20 protein-coding genes are annotated in these 23340 nt (G+C 67.8%); 16 read left to right on the top strand and 4 right to left on the bottom strand.

From position 1 onward, the window contains the following. The first annotated feature begins 94 nt into the window (after positions 1 to 94). Positions 95 to 334 carry a hypothetical protein gene (locus tag WMF46_RS29500; protein ID WP_437980262.1) on the top strand — a complete coding sequence of 80 codons (240 nt, stop codon included), beginning with the start codon at positions 95 to 97 and terminating at the stop codon, positions 332 to 334. Positions 335 to 453: 119 nt separating this feature from the next. On the opposite strand, the gene WMF46_RS29495 is transcribed toward WMF46_RS29500, so the two are convergent. Together WMF46_RS29495 and WMF46_RS29490 are read right to left on the bottom strand one after the other, a co-directional pair. Then, positions 454 to 1032, bottom strand: a complete 579-nt coding sequence (locus tag WMF46_RS29495; protein WP_437980261.1) for a flavoprotein — start codon at positions 1030 to 1032, stop codon at positions 454 to 456. Positions 1033 to 1155: 123 nt separating this feature from the next. Further along, positions 1156 to 2898, bottom strand: coding sequence for an ATP-binding protein (locus WMF46_RS29490; RefSeq protein ID WP_437980260.1), 1743 nt, complete (start codon positions 2896 to 2898; stop codon positions 1156 to 1158). Between the two features lie 315 nt (positions 2899 to 3213). On the opposite strand from WMF46_RS29490, the gene WMF46_RS29485 reads away from it, so the two are divergent. Next, positions 3214 to 3999 carry an aldo/keto reductase gene (locus WMF46_RS29485; protein WP_437980259.1) on the top strand — a complete coding sequence of 262 codons (786 nt, stop codon included), beginning with the start codon at positions 3214 to 3216 and terminating at the stop codon, positions 3997 to 3999. A gap of 14 nt (positions 4000 to 4013) precedes the next feature. Continuing rightward, positions 4014 to 4988, top strand: a complete 975-nt coding sequence (locus WMF46_RS29480; RefSeq protein WP_437980258.1) for an NAD(P)-dependent oxidoreductase — start codon at positions 4014 to 4016, stop codon at positions 4986 to 4988. Positions 4989 to 5021: 33 nt separating this feature from the next. Here the strand turns inward: WMF46_RS29480 and WMF46_RS29475 are convergent, their stop codons facing one another. After that, positions 5022 to 5258, bottom strand: a complete 237-nt coding sequence (locus WMF46_RS29475) for a hypothetical protein (protein ID WP_437980257.1) — start codon at positions 5256 to 5258, stop codon at positions 5022 to 5024. Positions 5259 to 5812: 554 nt separating this feature from the next. Between WMF46_RS29475 and WMF46_RS29470 the strand changes: the two genes are divergently transcribed. The 13 genes from WMF46_RS29470 to WMF46_RS29410 all read left to right on the top strand — a co-directional run bounded on the left by WMF46_RS29470 (position 5813) and on the right by WMF46_RS29410 (position 22163). Further along, the gene (locus WMF46_RS29470; RefSeq protein ID WP_437293430.1) at positions 5813 to 6220 is read left to right on the top strand and encodes a hypothetical protein; all 408 of its coding nucleotides are present in this window, start codon (positions 5813 to 5815) and stop codon (positions 6218 to 6220) included. Positions 6221 to 6300: 80 nt separating this feature from the next. Further along, positions 6301 to 7305 (top strand): hypothetical protein, encoded by a 1005-nt coding sequence (locus WMF46_RS29465; RefSeq protein ID WP_437980256.1) that lies wholly within the window; start codon positions 6301 to 6303, stop codon positions 7303 to 7305. 9 nt (positions 7306 to 7314) lie between these two features. Continuing rightward, positions 7315 to 9297: a tetratricopeptide repeat protein gene (locus WMF46_RS29460; protein WP_437980255.1), complete on the top strand. Its 1983-nt coding sequence runs from the start codon at positions 7315 to 7317 to the stop codon at positions 9295 to 9297. Beyond that, positions 9294 to 10334 (top strand): sialate O-acetylesterase, encoded by a 1041-nt coding sequence (locus WMF46_RS29455; protein WP_437980254.1) that lies wholly within the window; start codon positions 9294 to 9296, stop codon positions 10332 to 10334. Before WMF46_RS29460 ends, WMF46_RS29455 begins: the two co-directional genes overlap by 4 nt. Before the next feature lie 9 nt (positions 10335 to 10343). Next, complete coding sequence (locus WMF46_RS29450) at positions 10344 to 11801, top strand: MBOAT family O-acyltransferase (RefSeq protein WP_437980253.1); 1458 nt, start codon at positions 10344 to 10346, stop codon at positions 11799 to 11801. A gap of 9 nt (positions 11802 to 11810) precedes the next feature. Further along, positions 11811 to 13118, top strand: coding sequence for an alginate O-acetyltransferase AlgX-related protein (locus tag WMF46_RS29445; RefSeq protein WP_437980252.1), 1308 nt, complete (start codon positions 11811 to 11813; stop codon positions 13116 to 13118). Position 13119: 1 nt separating this feature from the next. Beyond that, a complete protein-coding gene (locus WMF46_RS29440) occupies positions 13120 to 14079 on the top strand; it encodes an NAD-dependent epimerase/dehydratase family protein (protein WP_437980251.1) in 960 nt (319 codons plus the stop codon). Then, complete coding sequence (locus WMF46_RS29435; protein ID WP_437980250.1) at positions 14080 to 15123, top strand: TolB family protein; 1044 nt, start codon at positions 14080 to 14082, stop codon at positions 15121 to 15123. Continuing rightward, complete coding sequence (locus WMF46_RS29430; RefSeq protein WP_437980249.1) at positions 15120 to 16199, top strand: NAD-dependent epimerase/dehydratase family protein; 1080 nt, start codon at positions 15120 to 15122, stop codon at positions 16197 to 16199. The genes WMF46_RS29435 and WMF46_RS29430 overlap by 4 nt, the downstream gene beginning before the upstream one ends. Next, complete coding sequence (locus tag WMF46_RS29425) at positions 16196 to 16915, top strand: glycosyltransferase family 2 protein (RefSeq protein WP_437980248.1); 720 nt, start codon at positions 16196 to 16198, stop codon at positions 16913 to 16915. The genes WMF46_RS29430 and WMF46_RS29425 overlap by 4 nt, the downstream gene beginning before the upstream one ends. After that, positions 16902 to 18947, top strand: a complete 2046-nt coding sequence (locus WMF46_RS29420; protein WP_437980247.1) for an alginate O-acetyltransferase AlgX-related protein — start codon at positions 16902 to 16904, stop codon at positions 18945 to 18947. Before WMF46_RS29425 ends, WMF46_RS29420 begins: the two co-directional genes overlap by 14 nt. After that, a complete protein-coding gene (locus WMF46_RS29415; protein WP_437980246.1) occupies positions 18944 to 19798 on the top strand; it encodes a transglutaminase family protein in 855 nt (284 codons plus the stop codon). Before WMF46_RS29420 ends, WMF46_RS29415 begins: the two co-directional genes overlap by 4 nt. 403 nt (positions 19799 to 20201) lie before the next feature. Further along, complete coding sequence (locus WMF46_RS29410; protein ID WP_437980245.1) at positions 20202 to 22163, top strand: FG-GAP-like repeat-containing protein; 1962 nt, start codon at positions 20202 to 20204, stop codon at positions 22161 to 22163. 193 nt (positions 22164 to 22356) lie between these two features. Here WMF46_RS29410 and WMF46_RS29405 read toward each other — a convergent pair whose 3' ends face one another. Further along, a complete protein-coding gene (locus tag WMF46_RS29405) occupies positions 22357 to 22842 on the bottom strand; it encodes a hypothetical protein (protein WP_437980244.1) in 486 nt (161 codons plus the stop codon). Between the last annotated feature and the right edge of the window lie 498 nt (positions 22843 to 23340).

Genomic DNA, 23340 nt, shown 5'->3' with positions numbered 1-23340 from the left:
TCGTTTCGCTTGCGCCCGAGGCCGTTCCAGGATAATTGCCGCCTGGCGGGTGCCCGCTGCCGGACGCCTCGCCGACGTGGTGAAGGAGTGTTTCATGGGAACGAACGCAGATTCCAATGACGTGCAGGGGTTGTTCTCAGAGCTCGTGAAGGCCCTATCGAAGCGCTTTTTGAGCGACTCCGAGTTCCGGAAGCGCCTGTATGCGGACGTCGACGCCGCGCTCGCCGAGGAAGGGAAGAGCCTCCTGGATGATTGGATCGAGAGGTTGAAGCGGGCCGATCCGGGCGCGATCGAGGATGGCATCGAGAAGGGCGAGCTGAACCCGAGCTGCTAGCAGTCCCGCGTCGCCCAAGCTCCTCCCTGGATCGACGAACATCGTAGGCCCTCGCGGAGAGCCCTCTCCCCGAGCGCCGGGCAGCTCGGGAGGGTGTTCGTCCCGCGGCGCGGGGCCCCCTACCCGGCCTTCTCCGCTCGTCGTACCCGGCTCAGCAAATCTCCGAGCGTCTTCACCAGATTGTCGAACGGCGGCATCGCCCCGAACGAGGGTGAGCCATCCGCGACCTCGAAACCCCAGGTGGGCTCGATGATGTGATGTCCCAGCTCTCGCAGCATCGCCACGTTCCGCTTCACTACTGGGCTCGCCCACATCGCATCGTTCATGTTCGGCGCGAAGACGACTGGCGCCCGGCACGCGACGATAGTCGTGGTGAGCAGATCGTCGCACAGGCCGTGCGCGCACTTCGCGAGCACGTGGGCAGTCGCCGGTGCCACCAGCAGGAGGTCCGCCCGCCGCGCGAGCTCCACGTGCGGCACCTTCATCGTCTCCGCTTCATCGAAGATATCTGACAGCACAGGGTGGCCCGAGTGCAGCGCGACCACCCGCGGCACCACGAACTTGCGCGCCGTCCGCGACAGGATCACGAACACGTCGCGGGCGAGCTCCCTCCGCAGGTGTCGGATGAGCGCGGGAGCTTCGGCCGCGGCCACAGAGCCGGTGATTCCAAGGACGAGCGTGTTGCAGAGCGGGGGCATGCGGGCACAAGGTGTCGCCCTTTGTCCGTACGTGCAAGGGGGTTCACGGTCACCACCGAAGAGGCGCGCGCACAGGGCGTCCAACCCGCGCAGCGCCTCGCGGATGGGCGTGTGAAGTGCCCCTCAAGCTCGCGAAGGCAGCGCGGTGTCCTCTCGCTTCGGCAGCGTGATCACGAACTCCGTATACTCCCCCTCCTCGCCCTCCACCCGCATCGTCCCCTGGTGCCCCTGTACCACGATCTCCCGGCTCAAGGACAGCCCGAGCCCCGTCCCCTCTCCGGGTGGCTTCGTCGTGAAGAACGGCTCGAATATCCGCGCGGCGACGTTGCTGGGGATACCCACCCCGTTGTCGCGGATGCGCACCTCGACCTGCTCGCCCTGGTCCGCGGTGCGGACGCTGAGCTCCGGCGCGTAGCCTGCCCCGCGATCGCGCTTCTTCTGCCGCATCGCATAGAGCGCGTTGTCGACCACGTTGAGGAACACCCGCCCCATGTCGAGCCTCGCCATCTCCACGGACCCGATCCCCGGATCGTACGCAGCGACGACGCGCACATCGAGGTCGCCGCCCTGCGCCCCAGCGCGCGCGAGCCGCACGCTCTCGTCCACCACCGCGTTCAGGTCGGCCATCGCGCGCTCGCCCGACGGGCGCCGCGCGTGCTGGAGCATCCTCTTGATGATCGCGTCCGCTCGCCGGCCGTTCTGGGTGATCCGGCCCATGCTCTCGCGGAGCTGGGCCATGTTCTCCTCGATCCGCGCGAGCGCCCCCGGGTCGAGCCGCGCCTCTTGCGCGCGCAGGTCCTCGACGAGATCCCGGGCCAGTTCGGCAGCGATGTCGGCGAAGTTGTTCATGAAATTCAGCGGATTGCGGATCTCGTGGGCGATCCCCGCGACCATTCCGCTGAGCGACGCGAGCTTCGCGTCCAGCACGAGCTGCATGCGCTCGACCGTCTCGCGCTCGAGGCGCCGGTACAGCGACGCGTTCTTCACGGCGACGGCCGCCTGGCCCGCGAACGCGACGAGGAACTCCAGATCCGGCTCGGTGAAGACGTGCGCCGCGCTGAGGTTGTCGACGTAGAGCACCCCGATGATATCGTCCTTGGGCTTGAGCGGGACGCACATCGAGGCGCGGATCGACTGGGCGACGACCGAGCGCGCCGCGTCGAGCCGCGGGTCGAGCACGGCGTCGGCGAAGAGCGCCGCCACGCTCTTGCGCAGCACGTAATCGACGATGTTCTGGCTGAAGATCGGCTCGTCGTCGGGCAACGGCTGCGAGGTCCTGACCGCGCGCCGATCGAGCCGCCCCGTCGCCTCGTTGACGAGCAGGATGACGCCGCGGTCCACGTCGAGGATCTGGAAGATCAGATCCAGCACCTTGCGGAGCAGGGTGTCGATGTCATCGGAGACAGGAAGCAGGTTGGCGACCTCGATCAGGATCTGCAGCCGAGCCTCCGCGCTCGGCCTGCCGCCAGCGCTGCCGGGCCTGGTCTCCCCCACGAGCCTGTCGATGGCGGTGTGCGTCAGGGGGCGGATCGCCTGCGGCCGGAGCGACGTGCTCGTCGAGGACTCGGCGTCGACCGTGAACAGCAGGTCCAGATCGCCGAGGGTGATCGTGTCCCCGCTCCGGATCTCTCTGCGCTGGATCCGCGCGCCGTTCACGTACGTGCCGTTCTTGCTTTGCAGGTCGACGATGAAGAACCTCCCCTCGGACGGCTCGATCCGCGCCTGGCTGCGCGACAGGCTCCTGTGCGGGATGCAGATCGCCTGATCCTCGGCGCGGCCGATGGTGACGGCGGTGTCTCCAATGACGAAGACCTGCTCCTCTGGACCGCCGGGGTTGTAGATGAGCGTCGGCACGGCTCGACTCATGGCCTATTGGTCGTCGTGGCGACACGGACGGTCGGCTCGCAACCGGCGAGCAATGCGGTCTGGCCGCGCCGAACCACGTTGAGAACGGACACGGGAGCGGTTCCCGACAGGAGGCTCCTTGCTCACCCTATACCAGGCTCGTTCGAGCGCTCCAATAGACACCACCGGGCGGCGTCTCGGCGAAGCTGGTGCCCTCCGGCTCGGACCTCGTGTCGCGGCTCATCGAGCGCCTGGAGTGAGCCGAGGGCGCCTCGCGCGGTGAGGCGCGGCCTCGATCCGGATGACATCGACCGAGGCTGGTGTAGGCTCGGCCGCATGGACGACTGGCTCCACCGCGCGCCGACCGCGTTCGGCGGCAAGCGCCTCTTCCGGCTCGGCCTCGCGGCGAACTACGGCATCGACGAGGACGGCGTGCGCGCTGCGATGGATCGCGGCGTCAACCTCTTCTTCTGGACGATGCGCGCCGGCGGGCTGAAGAACCCGCTGCGCGATGCGCTGCAGCGGCGCCGCGACAGCGTGGCGGTGGTCGGCGTCGCGCAGCTCGGCTGGTTCGGCTGGGGCGTGCGACGGGGCGCGGAGAAGCTGCTCCGGGAGCTCGGGACCGACCACCTCGATGTCTACCTGCTCAGCTGGCTCGGCGTCGGGTCTGCCTGGACGAGCGCGACCGAGCGCGAGCTCGTGCACCTGCGCGAGAGCGGCAAGGTGCGGGCGATCGGGGTGAGCATCCACGACCGCCCGCGGGCAGGCGGCCTGGCCGGGTCGTCGCCGCTCGACCTGCTCATGATCCGCTACAACGCCGCGCACCCCGGCGCGGAGCGTGACATCTTCCCGCACGTGCGCGACGCGAAGCCGAGCATCCTCGCCTACACGGCGACGGCGTGGCGCCGGCTGCTGAAGACGCCGAAGGGCTGGGATCGCCCGGCGATGACGGCGGGCGACTGCTATCGATTCCAGCTCTCCAGCCCGCACGTGGATCTCGCGCTGACGGGGCCGAAGAGCCGCGCCGAGGTGGAGGCGAACCTCGACGCGATCGCGAAGGGCCCGCTCACCGCGGACGAGGAGGCGTGGATGCGGGAGTTCGGCCGCGCCGTGCACGGGTGAGGGAGGAGGCCTCGGTGGAGCGGCTCCGCATCGCGAGCACCGTTGTTCTACCGGCGGAGGCGGCGCGCTTGCTCTCGGAGGGCGTCGCGCCGCACGCGCTCGATCTGGCCGCGGCGCGCTCCGCGAAGAACCTCGCCGTCGTCGCGCCGGATCCGCTCGTCCTCGGCGCCGAGGTCGTCTTTGGCCAGCCGCACCCGGACGACGTGTGCGCGGCCCCGCGGCTCCGCTGGGTGCACCTCAGCACCGCGGGGTATGCCCGCTACGACGTGGCGGCGGTGCGCGCCGCGCTCGCCGCGCGCGGCGCCGCGCTGACGACGAGCAGCGGCGTCTACGCCGATCCCTGCGCGGAGCACGCGCTCGCGTTCCTGCTCTCGGCCTCGCGGCGGCTGCCGGAGTGCCTCGAGAACCAGCTCGGCCCGCGCGGCTGGCCCGACGTCTCCGTGCGGTCGAGGAGCGCGCTCTTGCGCGGCCGGCGGGTGCTCCTCCTCGGCTTCGGCGCCATCGGCCGCCGCCTCGCCGAGCTGCTCGCCCCGTTCGAGGTGGATCTGCGCGTCCTGCGCGCCCGCCCCCGCGGCGGCGAGCCCTTCCGCGTGGTGGTGAGGGAGGAGCTGGGTGACGCCTTCGCCTGGGCGGATCACGTGGTCTCGAGCCTGCCCGAGGCCGAGGGCACGCGGCGGCTGGTCTCGGCCGCGTTGCTCGCGCGGATGCGGCCGGACGCGTGGTTCTTGAATGTCGGCCGGGGCGTCACGGTGGACCAGGCCGCGCTGCTCGAGGCGCTCGAGGCGCGCCGGATCGCGGGCGCGTACCTCGACGTGACCGATCCCGAGCCGCTGCCGCCGGAACACCCGCTCTGGCGCGCTCCGGGCTGCGTCATCACGCCGCACACGGCCGGCGGGCGGCGCGAGGAGCCGATGGCGCTGGTGGAGCATTTCCTCGCGAACCTGCGGCGGTTCGAGCGGGGCGAGCCGCTCGCGGACAGGGTGATCTGAGGCGGCGGCGCGCGCCGGGCAGTGGACGGCGCGTCACTCCAGCTGGATCTGATACCGAGGCAACGGGTCTCTGCTCGTCCCCTGCAGCCACCTGGCGTTGTGCCGCCACGCGCCGTTCACCTGCTCGCGGCAGCGCGTCTCGACCGTCATCGTGCCCCCGGAGAACAGGAGGAGATGGCACTGGAGCGGGTATCCCGTCATCCATTGCCGCGCGGGCGCGCCGAAGGTGCCGCCGGAGACGAGCTCGAGCCGCCTGCCGCCTGGGCTCATGTCGTACCGGTAGATCTCCTTTGATGATCGGATCGGCGATCTTGACGTCCTTCTGGCGATCCATCTGGATGATCCGGAATCGACCGGAGAGGTCGGGCAGCGCCCTGGTGAACGAGCTGCAGATCGGGTTGATCCGCCCGGGATGTTGTCGCGATGCGCTAAGCGGCGTCGCCGAGCGCCTTTGGCGCAGGACTGTGTTCTTCCAGTACGGCGGTCCCCGGTCGGGTGAGCGACCAGGAACGTCGGTCGGCTCGCCGAGCGCGGAGAGGAAGCGGGCGGTGCTGCTTAACTCGGTCACCATGGCGGCTCTCGTCTCGCGCACCCCGCCGTAAATTAACAGCGGTAGTGCTGCTCTCACGGTGGCCTCACGGTGGCCTCATGGTGGCCTCACGGTGGCCTCATGGTGGAAAGATGCCGACAGCCTGCAGCGATCTCCGGCGTGGGTTGCTTGATTTCGAGAATCGGTGCTTGTCTTGTTGCAAGATCGACCTTTCTCGCCCTATTCTGCGAAGATGATTCATTCAACCCGACGCCACTTTGGTCACCAAGTGTTGATGAGCGCGCTGCTGCTCGCGATAGCCGGTGTCGAGCGGAGCGCCCGGGCGGACGCGGGTGAACCCCTGGAATTGACGGCAAAGCTCGTTGAGATTCCCTCCAAGATGCCCCCCGATGACCTGTACGATTACGCCTACGTGATGCGCTACCAGGTCGAGGGCGGGGCGCTCGACAAGCAGTTCATCCTTGTCGCGCACTACAAGCCGCTCGTGCCGCGCTCCAAGATCAAGGACAAAATGAAGGAGCAGGTCGGCGGAAAGCTGCGCAGCTTCAACCAGGGCGACGTTCACAAGCTTAAATTGAAGGCCGATCTGAAGGCCATCTGGAAAGGCGCGCTCGTGGACGAATATGCCGCTACGGATCGCGGGAGCGTTCGCTACTGGTGCCTCCAGGTCGACCCGGCTTGACCTTGCGCTTGGGAGAGACTCGATTGAACTCCAGACGACTACGTGCCCCGGGCGCCTGGCTGGTAACATGTGGTTTGGCCGTGGTCGCCAGCTTTCCGTTCATTGCGGCCGAGCGCGCGGCTCGGCAAAACGACGTGCGAGTGGCCCGCCTGGAGGCGACCCTCGGCGAGCGAGGCGACGCGCTCGCCGAGCTCGGACCAGCGCTGTCTTTACGAGTTTCACGGTTGGAAGGCCTGCTCTCGAGCTGGGAGACGATCGGCGGCTGCGGAGCCGGCAGCTCCACGGGCGCGGGGGGCGGAATCAAGTGGATCGGCCACAGCGTGACCGGGGGGCTATTCGAGCTGCAGACGCTCGGCACGTACACGCATCTCGACGACGGCTACAACCTCAGCTTGAGTCCTCAAGTCTCGCGTAATTTGAACGAGAAATGGAATGTGGGGCTCGCGGTTCCGCTGCTCTACAAGTACTACCGCGACTACTACGGCCTGCCCGTGGACGTCTCGAACTCCGGCGTGGGTGACATCGCGGGGTCCGTCACGCGGCGCTTCGGCGAGATCAACTCCACCAGCCTGACGTTGCAGGTCGGTGTCCCGACCGGCGTGCACGACGCCCAGTACAAGAACGACTATCTCACGCAGGAAAAGCAGCTTGGCCTTGGCAAGGTGAGCGGCAGCCTGACGCTCGACCATACGATCGACAAGACGTGGGGGCTGATCGTGCTGGGCGGCTCGTTCGGCTACCGCGGCGGGGAAAACGAGCTGGGCAACTACCGCGCACCGGCGGCCGCGATCTACGGCTACTCGGGGTATTTCTGGGGGCCGCTCGTGCCGTCGCTCGGCCTGTCGCTGTCGCATTTCTTCGGTGCGGATCGTGACCGTGGGCTTGACCAGGAGGTGCAGCTGTGGGCAGTCACCGGCACGCTGGCCGTGGAGTGGTCGAACGCCTGGCTGGCGATCCTGGGGGGCGTGTCGCTGCCGCTCGGCTGGGACAAGCGCGGAGTCGTCGACGGCGCCGAGAGCAGCAGCCAGGGCGCGAGCCTGCAGCCGTGGACGGCAGGCATCGGCTTCACCGTCTCACCGTTTTGAGAAGCAGTCATGTTGCCCGTCGCCGCCCTGCTCCGCCATCGCACGCCGCTCGTCGCGGCGTTGCTCGGCCTCGGTGCGGCCTCGACGGGGCTCGCGCCTTCGGCCGACGGTGACATCTGGTGGCACCTCGCCGCAGGTCGCGAAATGGTCGCTCGGGGTGGGCTCCTGTTCACCGATCCCTTCTCGGTCAGCGCGCAAGGGCGTGCCTGGGTCGACGTACACTGGCTTTTTCAGCTCGCGGTGTACGCGGTGCACCAGGCGGTCGGCCTCGTCGGGCTCGTTTTGGTCAAGTGCGCGCTGATCGGCCTCGGCGCGGGCTTCCTCTACTTCGCGCTCGAAGCGCGGCGCGGCTCGTGGGCGAGGGGGCTCCTCGTGACGTCGCTGGTCGGCGGGCTCCTGGCGGCTCGCTCGCTCTTGCTCGTCCGGCCCGTGATAGGCACGCTCGTCCTGCTCGCGTTCTTCTTGTTCGCGCTCGAGCGCTTTCGGCGCGACGGGCGGGTCCGGCACCTGCTGCTATTGCCCGTGGCGCAGCTGGTTTGGGCGAATTTCCAGGGCCTTTCGGCGCTTGGCCCCGCGGTGATCGCGGCGTACGCGGTGGCGGCGCTCGGCTGGGCGAGCTTTGGCCAGACGCGTGCGTGGCCATTTGCGCGCGAACACGCTGGTGCGCTGGCGCCGTGGGCGCGGGTACAGCAGCTGTTCGCGACGCTAGGGGGGTGTTTGCTGGCGACGTGTCTCACGCCGTTTGGCTTGCGCGGCGCAGCGTTGCCGGCGCTGCTGCTCGGGCGCTTGTTGCCCGGCGAGCACCAGGTCTTCGCCCACGACGTGGCGGAGAACCTGCCGCCCTTCGAGCTCGAACGCCTGTCAGACGGCGAGTTCTGGCACTTCAAATGGTGTTTGGCCCTGCTCGCTCTCTCCGTGCTCCTGGCCGGGCGCCGCTTGAGGCTGAGCCATGCGCTGCTGCTGCTCGGCTTCGCGGGGCTGGCCTTGATGAGCAACCGCAACGTGCTCCTGCTGTACTGGGTCGGGGCGCCGATCTTCGCGGTCAATCTGGCCCCGGCGCTCCGGCGGCTTTGCGTCTCGAGCTTTCGCCGCGCGGGCGTGCGCGTGGCGGTGGGCCTCAACGCGGCGCTCCTGAGCGCGCTGCTGCTCGTCTCGGCGTCGGCGGCGGCGCGCGAGCCGCCGCTGGCGGATCCGAGCCCGTTCCGGGTGCCGGCCGAAAGCGCTGCGCGCCTCGACGCGCTGCCCGGGGGCGACGTCTTTGCGGCCGATCATCACGGAGGCTACCTGATCTGGCGGCTCTATCCGCGGTTTCGGCCGTACATTGACACTCGGCTCGTGTTGCGCACCGCCGACGAGTTCGCCGAATACCTGAGGCTCGCGGACGAGCCAGAGCGTTTCGAAGCGTTTCAGGCGCGTCATTCCTTCGCCTACGTGGTCTTGCCGGTGATGTTCCCCGAGCGCTACCAGCGCTTGATTGGCCACCTCTACGCGAGCGCTGATTGGAAGCTACTCTACACGGACGGCTCGGAGGTGCTGTTTGCTCGCCGCGACCTCACGCCCGGCGTCGCGGAGCAGCCGTTCCGTGAAGCCAGCGAGACGGACCGCACCCTGGTCCAGCTGGGGCAGCGCTTCGCGGATTCCCCGAAGGTGCACGCCGCGGCACGTCTGAGCCTGGCCACGTTGCACGGCGTGCTCGGTCAGTTCGAGCAAGCGGAGCGTACGCTCGCGAGCCTCGACACGCCGCAAGCCCGAGCCCTCGAAGCGCGTCTTCGCTTTGCGGCGGGTGAGCTCGATGCCGCCGAGCGGCTCGCCCGGGAGAGCCTGGTTTCCCAGCACGACGACGTCGGGAGCCTGAATCTTATGGCGTTGATCGCCCTGCGAAGGGGCGAATCGGCGCAAGGCCTGGGCTTTCTACGTCGTGCCTTGCGCGTCCGGCCTTTCGACCCCGAAGCGACGAGGATCTTGGTTAACTTGGAGGAGAGTCGACGATGAAAACACGTCTCAACGTGAGCCTGTCCAGGTCTCGGTGGGCGCTCGTTTCCTTGTTCGCGCTGGTCGGCGGGCTCGCCTGCGGGGTCGCCGAGCACCCGCACGACACGCAGTCCGTCGGGACGGGTGACGACTTCGGGCCTTCGAGCGGCGCTGGAGCGGGGACCACCACGGGTGGAGCTTCGGTCGGCGGTGCCATGACCGCGGCGAGCGGGAGCGGCGGCGGCGGGAGCAGCGGGACCAGCGACGCGGGGTCCGGCGGTGGGCCGGCGCCTTCGGGCGTGACCATCAACCTTGGAGGCGTTGACGTCCCGCGGGAGCGCGCGATCGCCTTCATTCACATCGGTCACTCCAACATGGCCGGTCGCGCCACGAGGCCCCAGAGCTCACGCCCGTTCCATTTCACGGAGACCCATCCGCACGCCTTCATGTACCACCCTGGCTCGGCGCCGGAGCTCGCGATCGAGCCGAAAACCGCGGGTGACACCGCCGCCGGCGGGCCGGGTACGGCGCTGGTCAAGGAAGCCGCGATGCTCGCGCCCGACAACTATTTCATCTCGCTCGGGTTCGGGTGGCCCTCGGCCTACTGCTCCCAGTTCATTCCGGGCGGCCTCTACTACGACCAGCTGATCGCCGCACCGAAGGCCATCAAGGGGCGGGTGACCTTTGGCGGTATCTTCATCTATCTCGGGATCACCGAGCGACACGGCACTGCCGCCGATCGCTCCGGTTTTCCCGATTGCATCAATACTCTCGTGACCGCCATTCGCAACGACGTCGGCGAGCCCACGCTGCCTGCATTGATGAACGACTACGAGGTGGAGAGCTCGGGCGAGTTCGTGGTCGGCGGCGCGGTGGCGACCGCCATCCGTCCCGAGATCGAAAGGTGCCCGAGCGTGGTGTCGAACTTCGCGCTCGTCTCGGCCGAGGGTGTGGGCATGCAAGACGACCATCACTTCAATTTGGACGGCCATCGCACCTGGGTGCAACGAGCGCTCGCGACGATGAAGGACAAGGGCTGGCGCCCGTGGGCCCCGTGAGCCGCTGAGATGGTCTTTTCCAGCCATATCTTCCTGTTCTACTTCTTGCCGCTGGTACTGGCCGCGTACTACGCCCTGCCGGGCCGGGCCCGCACGGCCCTCATCGCCGTGTCGAGCTACGTATTTTACGGCTGGGCGAACCCGAGCTGGGCCGTGATCATGTTCTTCGGCTCGAGCGTCGACTACGTGTGCGGCCTCTTGCTTCTGAAAATGTCACGGCTGCCCGACGTCGACGGCTTACCGCCCGTGATTGGTCCCGAGGTCGTGCGGACCCGCCAGATGAAGCTGGTGCTGGCGATATCCATCGTCACCAACCTCGGGCTGCTCGCGGCGTTCAAATATACGGGCTTCGTCGCCGAGAACATCAACGCGCTCGGCGCGCTCTTCGGCAGCTCGACGCAGATCGTGCCGGTCTTGCACGTCGTCTTGCCGGTGGGCATCTCCTTTTACACGTTCAAGGCGATGAGCTACGCCATCGACGTGTACCGCGGTGACGCCCGACCGATGCGGCGCTTCACCGACTACATGTGTTTCGAGGCCTTCTTCCCCGACCTGGTGGCGGGCCCCATCATCCGTTATGCGGCGATCGAGGAACAAATGCGCGTGCGCCAGCACACGCTCGAGAAGTTCGCGCGCGGCGTCGCGTTCTTCTCGCTGGGGATGGGGAAGAAGATCCTGCTGGCCAACCCGATGGGGCACATCGCCGATACGGCGTTCGCCGGTGGCGCCAAGCACTTCTACGACGCGTGGTTCGGGCTGGTCGCTTACGCGTTCCAGATTTACTTCGATTTCTCCGGCTACTCGGACATGGCCGTGGGCTTGGCGCTGATGCTCGGCTTCGTGCTGATCCAGAACTTCGACTCACCCTACAAGTCGCGCAGCATCACGGAGTTCTGGCGGCGCTGGCATATCAGCCTGTCCACGTGGCTGCGCGACTATCTGTACATCCCGCTCGGCGGCAACCGCAAAGGCCCCCTGCGCACGTACGCCAACTTGATGGTCGTCATGTTGCTCGGCGGGCTCTGGCACGGCGCCAGCTGGAACTTCGTGATCTGGGGCGGCATTCACGGTGGCATGCTCGGGGTGGAGCGCAGGCTCGGTAAAGCTCATCCGCTGCGCCGCCTGCCGCCTGCTGTCAGCGTCGCCTTCACCTTCTTGATCGTGTGCTTGTCGTGGGTGTTCTTCCGCGCCAAGACGCTCGATCAGGCGGTGACCTACCTGGGCTCGCTGTTTGGGCTCGCCGCCGTTTCGCCGGCGGCGGACGTCGTGGCGGGCGCGTTCCACCAGCGGTACTACGTGGGGCTATTCGCTCTGGCCGCGGTCGTGATCTTCGGCATGCCGAGCAGCTGGGAGCTCACGCGGCGCTTGTCCTTGCCCCGTACCGCGTTCGTGGCGGCCACGATGGCGCTCGCGACGTTGATGATGTGGACGCAGACCATCAACCCGTTCCTGTACTTTCAGTTCTGAGGCCGCGCGATGCAAAGCACCTTGCCTCCCTCGTCCTCCGCCATCGAACGCAGCGGCGGTCCGACCGACCCCACAGGCGACGAGCAGCTGCGCCGCGGTATCATCGAGACCGACGTGAGTCGCGGCGCGGCCTGGCTGCTCACGCTGCTGTTTCTAGCGGCGATCTACGCTGTTCCGCTCGCGCAGGCCTACCTCGAGAAGCGTGAGGGTGAGGAATCGCCTCTCGCGGATCTGGTGCGCCGCCCACCGACGGCCGAGAACCTGCGTCAGCTCGAGAAGGGCATCGAGGATGCTTCGTACGCCAAGTCCTGGGTCCAGCCCCGCGTGCAGCTGCTGCTCACTCGTCTAGGTCGTGTGGGCAACAAGCTCGCGGTCGTCGGACACGGCGGCTGGCTCTATTACACGCCCGGTGTGCAGCACGTCGGCGGGCCCGGATTCTTGGAGCCCGAGGTGCTGCGGGACCGCGCCAGGGAAGCCCTCGACGCAGGCCAGGAGCCCATCCACCCGGATCCGCGACCCGCCATCTTCGCGTTCCAGCAAGCGCTCGCGCAACGCGGGATTCGCCTCGTGCTCCTGCCGATGCCGGACAAGGCTGGGATCGAGCCGGGTCCACTTCTTGGGCGTGATGGGCGCGTCGAGATGGCGCAGAATGTCGACTACGACCGCTTCCTGAGCGAGCTTCGAGCAGCCGGCGTGGCCGTGCTCGACGCGCGCCGCAGCGTGCCCGAGCCCCGTACCGAGCCGCTCTTCCTGGCTCAAGATACGCATTTTACGCCCGGCTACATGGAGCGCATCGCCGCCGACCTCGGCCAGCTTGTGATCGGGCTTGGGGTATTGCCAACGCTGGCAGGGCAGCCCGTGCTGCGCGGCGTCCCGCAGCCGGCTTCGCGCGTCGGTGATCTGGTCGACATGCTCAAGCTGCCCGACGATCAGAGCCTGTTTCAACCGGAGAGCGTGGTCGTGAACCAGGTGCAGGACGCGGCCGGCACGCCCTGGGAGCCTGACGAGAGCGCCGACGTGCTCCTGCTCGGCGACAGCTTCACCAACATCTTCACGCTCGAGGGAATGGGCTGGGGCAATGCGTCCGGCCTGGCCCCGCACCTGGCGCTGGCGCTTGGTCGCCCCATCGACGTGATCGCGCAGAACGACTCCGGCGCCTTCGCTACGCGCCAGGCGCTCGCGCGCGAGCTGAACGCCGGCCAAGATCGCCTGGCGGGCAAGCGCGTGGTGGTCTGGGAGTTCGCTGCGCGCGAGCTGTCGGTCGGAGATTGGATTCCGCTGGATTTCCCGACTCCCAAGCCTGCGGGGGCTCCGTAGGATGCCGACAGCCCTGGTCACTGGCGCCGCCGGCGTGATGGGCGCCCGCTTGACGGCGCGGCTGCGCAGAGCGGGCTGGCAAGTGCGAGCGCTCGTGCTGCCCGGTGATCCGTCGCGAGCCCGCATGGATGCGCTGGGCTGCGACGTGCGCGAAGGCGATATCAGCGATCCGAGCACATTGGCCGGCGTGTGTCGCGGCGTCGACCTCGTCTACCACTTGGCCGCCATCATCATTACCCACGACCCCACGATGTTTCAGCGCGTCAACCGCGACGGCACGGCGCACCTTGTTGCGGAGGCGCGAAGAGCGGGGGTGCCGCACTTCGTGTACGTCTCGTCGGCCTCCGTCGTTTACCCCCGTCGCACGCGCTATGCCGAGTCCAAGTTCGAGGCCGAGCGTCTCGTCCAGGGCTCAGGGCTCGCCTACACGATCGTGCGGCCCACGCTGGTTTACGAGCAGGGCGGCGGTCAGGAGCTCCTGATGTTCCTCGACTACTTGCGGCGGTTTCCGGTGGTGCCGTTCATCGGCGCCGGGGGCGCGCTCAAGAGGCCCGTTTGGGCCGAGGATGTCGTCGACGGCCTCGTGCGGCTCGCGAACGCGCCGATCGCGCACGGCAAGACCTACAACTTCAGCGGCGCGGAGGTGATTTCGATGCGCGAGCTCGCGGAGCTGCTGCTGCTTCATCACGATCGGCCTCGGCCGTTCTTGCACCTGCCGGTGTGGGCGTGCCGGGCGCTAGCGGCCGTGCTCCCCGTGTTCATGAAGCGGCCCCCGCTCACCTCGAGCGCGATAGCCGGCATCGTCAACGACGCCGATCTCGACCCGACCGAGGCCATGAACGACCTCGGCTACGCGCCGCTCGGCGTGCGCGCTGGGTTGCGTCGCTGTTTTCCTTCACCCGCCGTCGCGGCGGCCACCCTCGCACCCCGCGCGGGGGAAGCTCGAGAAAGGACAAATTAGATGAGCCTGCGTTTCCCACTGCAGCAAATTGGTACTCTGTGCTGCTCGGCTGTGCTCGGATGCTCGGCCTTTTCGGGCGAGCCCCCGAAGGGGGCCGACGAAGCCCCGCCGGCGGAGGACGTCGCGCTGATGCGCGAGGTCGGCGGGAAGGCCAGCGGCACCATCGTCTGGTCCAGCTCCCGCGTGGGCAATCACGACCTGTTCACGATGAAGACCGACGGCTCGGACGTCAAACAGATCACCAAGGGCGACGAGGTCGACTGGTTCCCGAGGTTCTCTCCGAGCGGCGAGCAAGTCCTGTTTTGCCGCAGCAAACAAGGCTGGGTGAGCGAACGCGACGCCAACACCAGCGACAAATGGGACATCTACACGGTCAAGCCGGACGGCTCCGAGCCGAAGAAGGTCGTCGAGGGCGCGAGCTGGGGTAGCTGGATCTCGGAGGATGAGATCCTGTTCGTACGCGGCACGAAGGTCTTTCGCAGCAAGCTCGGCAGCGGCGAAGAGACGCAGTTGATGGACAGCGAGGGCGTATCCGATCTGGACGGCGCCTTGCTGCAGCAGCCGGAGCTTTCGAGTGACGGCAAGTACCTCGCCATCACGCTGCGCGGTTCGAAGCGCGAAACCGGCATCTGGAACATCGCCAAGAAGGCCTGGACCCAGACCGGGCTGGGCTGCCAGGTGAACTGGACGCCGGACCACACGGCCATCTACTGGGTTCACCCGACCGGGAATGGCGATAGCCGGGTGCTGCGCATGCCGATCGATGACGGCACGCCGCCGAAGGACGTCGACCTGGACAAGCTCCAGTTCATGGACTTGCCGGGTCGCCGCTCGCACGAGTACTTCCCGCAGCTGTCGCGCGACGGCAAATGGATGGTCTGGGGCATCACCCAGCGCGGTCACGACCACGACACCGCCGACTACGAGATTTACCTGTGGGAGGTGGGCACGCCGCCCGAAAAGGCCGCGCGCCTCACCTACAACTCGGCCAATGATCGCTGGCCCGACGTCTTCATTCCGTCCGCCGGGAGTGGCTCACCTTGAGGGAGACGCGCATCGCCGTGGTCGGCGCGGGCGGCTTCATCGGCTCGCACCTGGTGCCGGCTTTGCTTGAACGCTTTGCCTGCCAGGTCGACGCCGTCGACGTGGATCTGACCAAGCTCGAGTGTTGGGACCCGCGCGTACGGCGCATCGAGGCGCGCGTCGAGGCGCCGGGGCTCGTCGAGGACGTGACCGAGCGCTGTCAGGTCGTGATCTCGCTCACGGCGCTTTGCAACCCAGCCCAGTACTCGACCATCCCGCTGGAGGTCATCGACGCCAGCTTCACGCACCTGTTGCCGCTCGTGAAGCGCTGCGCGGAGCGCGCCGTGCGCTTGATTCATTTCTCGACCGCCGAGGTTTACGGGCGCGCCGCGCTGGACGCGCAGGGGCTGCCGACCGCGCGTATGCACGAGGACGACTCGTGCTTCTTGCTCGGCCCGGTGGGGCGCGAGCGCTGGACGTATTCGTGCGCCAAGCAGCTGCTCGAGCGGGTGATCTGGGCGCACGGTCAGCACGGCGCGTTGCCGTTCACGATCATCCGGCCGTTCAACACCATCGGCGCGCGCATGGACTTCCTGCCCGGCATCGACGGGGAGGGGACACCCCGCGTACTGGCCAGCTTCATGAGCGCGCTGCTGCGAGGGGAGCCTTTGCCGCTCGTGGGCGGCGGCGCGCAACGGCGGGCGTTCATGGACGTGAGCGACATGGTCGAAGCCGTGTGCCGCGTGCTCGAGCGGCCGAAGCAAAGTAGAGGTCAGATCTTCAACGTCGGTAACCCAGACAATGACGTCAGTATCGCGGAGCTCGCTCGGCTGCTGGCCGACGCTTTCGCTGAGCGGCTACCCGAGCGCGCGCCTGCCCAGTTTCGCGCGGTGTCGGCCGCCGAGTTCTATGGCCCCGGCTACGACGACACGCAGGAACGCGTCCCCGACGTTCAGAAGGCGCAGCGGCTGCTCGGCTGGAAGCCCCAGCGACGCCTGGCCGCCTCCTTGCCGCCGATCGTGCACGATTACGTCGAGCGCTACGGCGGTCGCGTCGCAGCGGCATCCTCGCTCTCCCAGCTCGCGAGCTCCGCATGAAGGTAACGGTCGTCATCCCTGCGTACAACGCCGCCCGGCACATCGAGTCCGTGCTGGAGCGCGTCGGCGGCCTGGCTTCGTCGGGGCCCACCCACGTGGTGGTCGTCGACGATGGCAGTCGCGACGACACGGCCCGTCGGGTCGAGCGCTACAGCTCGTCGGCGTTTCGCCTTAGCTTGCTCCGGCGGCGCAGCAACGGCGGTTACGGCGCGGCGATGAAAGACGGTCTGGCCAAGGCTCGCGCCGATGCGCCGGAGCTGGTCGCCTGTATCCACGCCGACGGTCAGTATGCGCCCGAGGCCTTGCCTGGGCTGATCGGGGAGCTCTCGCGTCGCGGGCTCGATCTGCTGCAGGGCTCGCGCATCGCTGCGGGCACGGCCTTGCAGGGTGGTATGCCCCTCTACAAGTACGTCGGCAATGCGCTGCTGAACCGCATCGAGAACCGGACGCTGTCGCTTTCGATGACGGACTACCACAGCGGCTACCTCCTCTATGGGCCGCGCGCGCTGGCGCTGCCGTTTCACGACTTGTCCGACAGCTTCGATTTCGATCTGGAAGTCATCGCCTCGGCGCGGGCACGTGGGCTTTCGGTCGGCGAGGCGCCGGTGCCCACGCACTACGGGGACGAGGTCTCGCACCTGAACCCGCTGACGTACGGGCTCCGGGTGCTTCGCGTGATGTGGAACTACCGTCGAGGTCGCTATGACGCAGCGTGAGCGCGCACTTCGGATTTGGGGCTTGCTCGCCGCCGCATCGGCGCCTGGCATTGTCGCTTGTCACGCCGGGTCTGCGAAATTTCCGTGGGGTGATGCGAGAGCGGGCACGCGCGTCGAACACGCCCACGTCCATACGCTGAACGAAGGCTATGCGCGAACGCGCTCGCAGGTCTGGGTGCGTGAGGTTGTACGCCCGACGCGCGCCGCGCTGGACTACGCCGCCTATCACAGCAACTTCATGATCGCCGACCCGGAGCCAGAGACGCCCATGTCGGCCGCGGGCACGCCCGATACCTCGCGCGCGTTCGCGGGGCAGCTCGACCAGGGCAGCCTGACGAGCGATCTCGGGAAGACGCCGCTCTCGCCGGCCGAGCAGCGGCAAGCGCTGGCTTTCGCGCCGCTGTCGGAGTTCTTGCAAGCGCGCAAGGTAACGGGGGCCGAAGCGCTGGCCGAGGTCGGCTCAGCCGTGCGCAGCGAGCGGTGGGGCCTGCAGTTGCCGCCCGGCACCTCCGGCCAGCTCCTGAGCGAGGTGTTCGTTCATCAGGCCGCGTCGGGCGCGGTGGAGCTGTGGGCCAAGGTGGAGTTTCAGCCTTGGTTCAAGCCTTTTGCGGGCTCCGCCGATCAGGACGGGGACGGCTTTCCCGAGCTCTATGGCCGAGTGGCGCCTGGCGTCGTCACTCCCGTGCTTGTGGCTGCGATTCAGAAGGACTACGTGGCGCCGGTGCTGTCGCCGAGCGAGGTGAAGGCTTGGGCGAACCAGCTCTCGTCGTATTGGTACCCGTCCTTCAACACCGATCTCATGCCGGTGGGGTCGAGCTTTCCGGACGCGCAGACCGAGCCCTTCATCAAGCAAGAGCTGGGCGGGCGCGCTTTTCCGGCGCCGACCATCGTGCTGCGCGGCAAGCCGCAAGGCAAAGCCACGTACAACGTCTTTCTGGTGCGTGGCGAAGGCGCGGCGCTCGCGGCCGCTGCGCCCGCGAAGCCGGCGCTCCGGCTGAGCAAGACACGTCCGTCGCCGAACCCCGCGCCGGGGATCGAGACGGTGCAGCGTGAGCTGGCCCAGGCGGGCGGCTCTTGGCCGACGTGGATGGCCAAGCTCAGGCCGACCCATGACGCCCTGAAGAAACGGCTCAAGGGCATGCCGCCGAAGGTCAAGGCGCTGGCTGGGCGAGATGGCTTTCTGTTCTACCGCAACGACCTCGAATACGTCAGCGGTGGCGATCTCGAGCAGCAACGCAAGGGAAAGAACCCGCTGCCGGTGATCCTCGAGTTCAAGAAGCTGCTCGACGAGCAGGGGGTCGACTTCTTGTTCGTGCCGGTCCCGACGAAGCTCGAGGTGTATCCGGAGAAGTTGGACCCCGCTTTCACAGCGCTCTCGGGTCAGGTCATCAATCCGGCTTTCCGCAAGCTGATCGAGAGTCTCAGCAAGGAAGGCGTGGAGATCGTGGACCTGCTGCCGGCGTTCCTGCAGGCGAAGGTCGCGAGCGCAGCGGAGCCGTTCCTGTTCCAGCGCCAGGACACGCACTGGACCGACCGTGGGCTGCGCTTGGCCGCAGACCTCTTGGCCACCCGCGTGAAGAAGTACCCCTGGTACGCCGAGCTCGCCAGGCAGAAGCGCGCTTACGACTTGCGCGAAACCAGCTTCACCCGTTTCGGCGATCTGCATTCGCGACTGCCGGAAGCCGAGCAGAAGAATTACGCGCCTGAGACGCTCGTGGCGCACCAGGTCGTCGCCGACGGCAAGCCGTACGACGACGACCCGGAGAGCCCGGTCGTGCTCCTGGGCGACAGCTTCACCGCCGTCTATGAGCTGACGGACGCCGAGCACGCTGGCGTCTCGGCGCACCTCGCGCGTGGCATCGCGTATCCGCTCGACCTGGTCATGAGCTACGGCGGCGGCCCCAACGTGCGGCAAAAGCTACTGCGCCGTAGCGTCGAGGCGCTCGGCACGAAGAAGCTGGTCATCTGGATGATGACGGCTCGTGATCTCTACAACTACTGGGAAGACTGGGAGCCGCTGAAGAAGCCATGAAGCGCCGCTCGCTCCTGCTCTTGCTCGCGGGCAGCGGCTGCTGGCGCGTTCCGCGCCGAGAGCTCGCGTTCGGCCGCGCCCTGATCGGCCTGGCCCGTGACGCCGCGTTCGTCGACGAGAGCCAGGTGACCTGGAGCCTTACGGAGCTCTCGCGTCTCGTCGACGAGGCGGAGAGCGCGCTCGCTTCGTCGCCCCAGCGCTCACCTGCTACGGTGTTGAGTGAGCTCTTGTTCGGTCGTTGGAGCTTCGTGCGCGAAGTGGCCGACACGAATCTGGCCTTCGTGTGCCTGCCCGGCGTGCTGGAGCGCCGCCGCGGAAGCTGCGTTGGCCTTGGTACCTTGTTTCTCGCGCTGGCTGACGCGCTCGGCCATTCGGCGTCCGGGGTGATGATGCCTGGGCACTTCTACGTGCGGGTGCAGGAGCAGGGCGGCGCGCGCAACGTGGAGCTGCTGCGCGCCGGTGAGGCGATGCCGGACGCGTGGTACGGCCAGCGCTTTCCGGTGCCGGGCGGCTCGGCGCGCGAATACGCGCGTCCACTCAGCCAATCCGAGGTGCTGGGCGTCGTCGAATACAACGTCGGCAACGAACGGCGCCGGCAGCTACGGCTGACCGAGGCGCGAGCAGCCTTCATCCGCGCCACCGGCTTGTTTCCGGAGCTGTCCGAGGCCCACGCCAGCCTCGGCGCCGTCGAACAGCTGCTCGGTAATCTCGAGAGCGCGGAGGCGAGCTACCGTCGCGCTTGCAACGCCAATCCGCACTTGCCCGGCATCGAGCAGAACCTTGCGCTCTTGGCAGCGGAGCGCACGACCGCGACGACTCCGCGGGCGTGCCCGCTGCCGCCGAGCTACTGATTGGCAAGGGAATGGCAACGGCGACGCGACCGTCCAGTCGGAGCTCCTAACAGGGGATCCGGCACCCTCACCGTGGTCCCCAACGGACTCTGACCCGCCTTTTCACCCTTTCTTTGTTTACGTGGCTCGCCTGGCTGGAGCACCCTACGTGAGCTGAAAACTCCCCATCGACGGCGGATCGTACGCAGTCGCACGATGAGGGGCGCGCTCTGCAGCTGAGGCAGCGGCAGCGGAGCGCGCCTGGACCCGGGGGGCTGCTCGTGCTTGAACCCGTGATGTGCGCGGTACCGGGCAAACGGGCCCGATGAGGTGGTGTACACTGATTTTCGCGCGAGCTCAGCGCGGGATCCGGTGGCTCGCGCGGTACCCCCCCGGGGCTTCAACAAAAAACAGAGGACAACCCATGAGCTATCGCAAGAGCTCTCTTTTCAGCTGTCTGGCGATCCCCGCGCTCTCCAGCCTGCTGTTCGCGAGCTGCACCAGCGCCGGCCCCGCCGTGGCCGACGGCGATGACAACGAGGGCGCGGGCGGCCAGGGCTGCCTGGCCGTGAACGCGCCGTGCGACGCCACGGTGCCGTGCTGCGACGGCCTCACCTGCCAGAGCGGCACATGCGCCGATGTGAACGAGTGCGCGCTGGGCACCGACAACTGCGACGCGAACGCGGCGTGCACCAACACGGCGGGCTCCTTCACCTGCGCTTGCAACGCAGGGTACTCCGGCGACGGCGTGACGTGCACCGACGTCGACGAGTGCGCGCTGGGCACCGACGACTGCGACGAGAACGCTACATGCATCGATACGTCGAGCTCCTTCACCTGCGCTTGCGACGCGGGGTACGAGGGCGACGGCGTGACCTGCACCAACATCGATGAGTGCGCCGAAAGCCCGTGCCAGAACGGCGGGACCTGCATCGACGGCATCAACAGCACCACCTGCGCGTGCTTGCCCGGTTTCACCGGCGACAACTGCGAGAGCGACATCGACGAGTGCGCCGAAAGCCCGTGCCAGAACGGCGGGACCTGCGTCGACGGCATCAACAGCTACACCTGTGAGTGCTTGCCCACCTACGAGGGGACCAGCTGCGAGGCGTGCGGAGGCAGCCTCGCGGACTGCAACGGGCTCACGTCCGACGGCTGCGAGGTGAACCTCCAGAGCGACGCCTCCCACTGCAACGCCTGCGGCAGCGCGTGCGCGGAGGGTCAAATCTGCTCGAACGGTGGCTGCCAGGACCCGCCCTCCGGCCAGGTCCCCGGCACGCCGATCAGCGTTTCCGTGCCCCACAACCCGCTGGCTCCCGCGGTCGCCGATGTGAATAACGACGGTGCGCTCGACATCCTCGTGGCCAACGCCGAATCCGGGTCGTCGACGACCCCCTCCGGGTCGCTCTCCGTGTTTCACGGCAACGGCGACGCGACCGTCGAGCCGGAGCTCTACACCACGGGCGCCCCGCTCTCCAGCAACGCGGTCGTGGCGGCGGACGTGGACGGCGATGGGTGGCTCGATGCCGTCACCGTCGACGGCCAGACCAACCTGCCCACCAGCAACGGGAGCATCAGCGTCTACCGAAACCTGGGCCCGAGCGCGCCCGGGACCTTCGGCGCGCCGACGAGCTTCACCACCGGCACCCCGGGCTCCGTCCACCTCTGCGCCGCGGACTTCGATCTCGACGGGGCGGCCGACATCGCCACCACCAGCGTGGCCCTGAATCAGGTGAGCGTGATCTTGGGCGCCGGCGGCGGCAGCTTCGGCGCGCCCACGCTCATCTCCATCGCGGGCACCGGGGGCGTGCAGTCGAGCATCGCCTGCCGCGATCTGAACGGCGACGGCTCCTCCGATCTCGTGGTGACGAGCCCCGGCTCCGCACGCCTGTCGATCCTCGTCAACCAGGGCAACGGCTCGTTCGCCGCGCCGGTCGCCTACACCAACTCCGCCAACGGCCAGACGGCGGGCATCGCCTTCGGCGACGCCGACGGGGACGGTAAGCTCGACATCCTCTCGAACGGCGCGGCCGGCCGGTACCTCTTCTTCTTCAGAGGGAACGGCGACGGCACGTTCGCGAGCGGCCTTCAGTCCACCGCGTCGTCGAGCGCGATCGCCAACTCGGCGCTGGGGGTCGTGGCCAGTGATTTCAACGGCGATGGGAAGCTCGACGCTTACATCCTGGTCACCACCTCATCGGGCGGCGTCCGCCCGATGACCGGCAACGGCGACGGGACCTTCAGCGCGGGCCCGGTCGTCCCGACCGGCACCTCGCCCGGCCCCAACGCCATCGCCGTCGCAGACCTGGATGGCGATGGGTATGACGATCTCGTCCTGACCAACAGGGGATCCGGCACCCTCACTGTGATCCCCAACGGACTCTGACCCGCCGAATCGCCCTTATGCTGCGTATCGTCCGGGGAGGCTCCTGACGAGACCGGCCGGACTGGCACGTAGGAATTCCTGAAGCTCGACGGAGCGACTCACGCTCTCCCCCTCCCACAGCTACGTCGTAGGACGTCTGTGAGGTGGGGGGAGAAAGCGGAGCGATACCTGGACTCCCGCCGCGCGGACGCCGTCAGGGGCTCGGCTTCGCGCGCCGTCCGGTGAAGGTGTCGGAGGCGATGGGCTCGCCGGTGTCTGTCGAGGGGTCGAGCGGATCTTCCCCGTCCTCGAAGGTGCGGACGACGAGGGAGCCGGCGATGTTGTCGCAGCCCTGGCCGACCGTGTCGAGGACGATGTCGATCCGGGCCGTCGTCATCAGGGTGTTGTCCTCGTCGTAGACGAACGCGAACAGGGCGCCCCGCGCGCCGTCGTTCCCGACCTTCTCCCAGCTTCCCTGCTGGTTGGAGAAATTGTAGAGGGGCTGCGTCGAGGTGGTCCCGAAGAAAGACCCGTCGGCCGCGAACGTCCAGAAATCTCTGGCGCCACCCGCCTCCGAGATCAGGTAAGTCCCGGCGCAGCTGGAAGGGAAGCCGCCGGCCAGCGTGGGCGCCGGCCGGAGCATGAGCCCGAGGGCCGCGAGCGGGAGCAGCGAGAGGGCGAACAGGAGCCTTTTGCGCATACGGTGTCGATCCTTTCGACGGACCAGTGCGCATGCTCGCAGCGCGTCCTCGCGCCACGGCGCCGCGCATGGTCCGTTCAGACGAGCGTGAAGAAACTATCTCTTATCTCACGGCGGTGAAGAGCCCCCCGGTCGCTGCGGAGAGCGCCGCGGCTGCGAGATGAATTCGAGAGAGATGCATCGCTCAAAGCTCCTTTGTGTTGAAATATCGATTCAACCACGTCCGTGCATCTTCTGTCGATGGGCTGTGGAGGAGCACGGAACCCGGGATCTCGGCATCAGGGCCTGGCCGAGCAGCGGGGCGTCGCCCGCGGCTTGACCGACCGGCTCGGCGACCTCTTCGTTCGCGCACCACGCGCGGGATCCAGGGGTGGGGCAAGACGTTCGACCGCGCCGTCGCCCTGACCCGCCTCGGCCGCTTCGTCGACGCCCGCGTCGAATGGGACGCGCAAGATCTGCGTGGGTGGCAGCCGGGCTGCGCGTTTCGGTGCTCGGTCC

This window comes from Sorangium sp. So ce117 (assembly GCF_051524395.1).
Taxonomy (GTDB): domain Bacteria; phylum Myxococcota_A; class Polyangia; order Polyangiales; family Polyangiaceae; genus Sorangium; species Sorangium cellulosum_B.
Note: the sequence above shows the minus strand (reverse complement) of the source record. Positions and strands in the feature narration are given on the sequence as shown.

Excerpts from the sequence above, each read along its gene's own strand:
- WMF46_RS29475 (WP_437980257.1), bottom strand. The coding sequence starts at position 5,258 with ATGAGCCCAGGCGGCAGGCGGCTCGAGCTCGTCTCCGGCGGCACCTTC.
- WMF46_RS29440 (WP_437980251.1), top strand. The coding sequence starts at position 13,120 with ATGCCGACAGCCCTGGTCACTGGCGCCGCCGGCGTGATGGGCGCCCGC.
- WMF46_RS29500 (WP_437980262.1), top strand. The coding sequence starts at position 95 with ATGGGAACGAACGCAGATTCCAATGACGTGCAGGGGTTGTTCTCAGAG.
- WMF46_RS29455 (WP_437980254.1), top strand. The coding sequence starts at position 9,294 with ATGAAAACACGTCTCAACGTGAGCCTGTCCAGGTCTCGGTGGGCGCTC.
- WMF46_RS29425 (WP_437980248.1), top strand. The coding sequence starts at position 16,196 with ATGAAGGTAACGGTCGTCATCCCTGCGTACAACGCCGCCCGGCACATC.
- WMF46_RS29470 (WP_437293430.1), top strand. The coding sequence starts at position 5,813 with ATGAGCGCGCTGCTGCTCGCGATAGCCGGTGTCGAGCGGAGCGCCCGG.
- WMF46_RS29415 (WP_437980246.1), top strand. The coding sequence starts at position 18,944 with ATGAAGCGCCGCTCGCTCCTGCTCTTGCTCGCGGGCAGCGGCTGCTGG.
- WMF46_RS29410 (WP_437980245.1), top strand. The coding sequence starts at position 20,202 with ATGAGCTATCGCAAGAGCTCTCTTTTCAGCTGTCTGGCGATCCCCGCG.
- WMF46_RS29405 (WP_437980244.1), bottom strand. The coding sequence starts at position 22,842 with ATGCGCAAAAGGCTCCTGTTCGCCCTCTCGCTGCTCCCGCTCGCGGCC.
- WMF46_RS29435 (WP_437980250.1), top strand. The coding sequence starts at position 14,080 with ATGAGCCTGCGTTTCCCACTGCAGCAAATTGGTACTCTGTGCTGCTCG.
- WMF46_RS29485 (WP_437980259.1), top strand. The coding sequence starts at position 3,214 with ATGGACGACTGGCTCCACCGCGCGCCGACCGCGTTCGGCGGCAAGCGC.
- WMF46_RS29445 (WP_437980252.1), top strand. The coding sequence starts at position 11,811 with ATGCAAAGCACCTTGCCTCCCTCGTCCTCCGCCATCGAACGCAGCGGC.
- WMF46_RS29490 (WP_437980260.1), bottom strand. The coding sequence starts at position 2,898 with ATGAGTCGAGCCGTGCCGACGCTCATCTACAACCCCGGCGGTCCAGAG.
- WMF46_RS29450 (WP_437980253.1), top strand. The coding sequence starts at position 10,344 with ATGGTCTTTTCCAGCCATATCTTCCTGTTCTACTTCTTGCCGCTGGTA.
- WMF46_RS29420 (WP_437980247.1), top strand. The coding sequence starts at position 16,902 with ATGACGCAGCGTGAGCGCGCACTTCGGATTTGGGGCTTGCTCGCCGCC.
- WMF46_RS29495 (WP_437980261.1), bottom strand. The coding sequence starts at position 1,032 with ATGCCCCCGCTCTGCAACACGCTCGTCCTTGGAATCACCGGCTCTGTG.
- WMF46_RS29460 (WP_437980255.1), top strand. The coding sequence starts at position 7,315 with ATGTTGCCCGTCGCCGCCCTGCTCCGCCATCGCACGCCGCTCGTCGCG.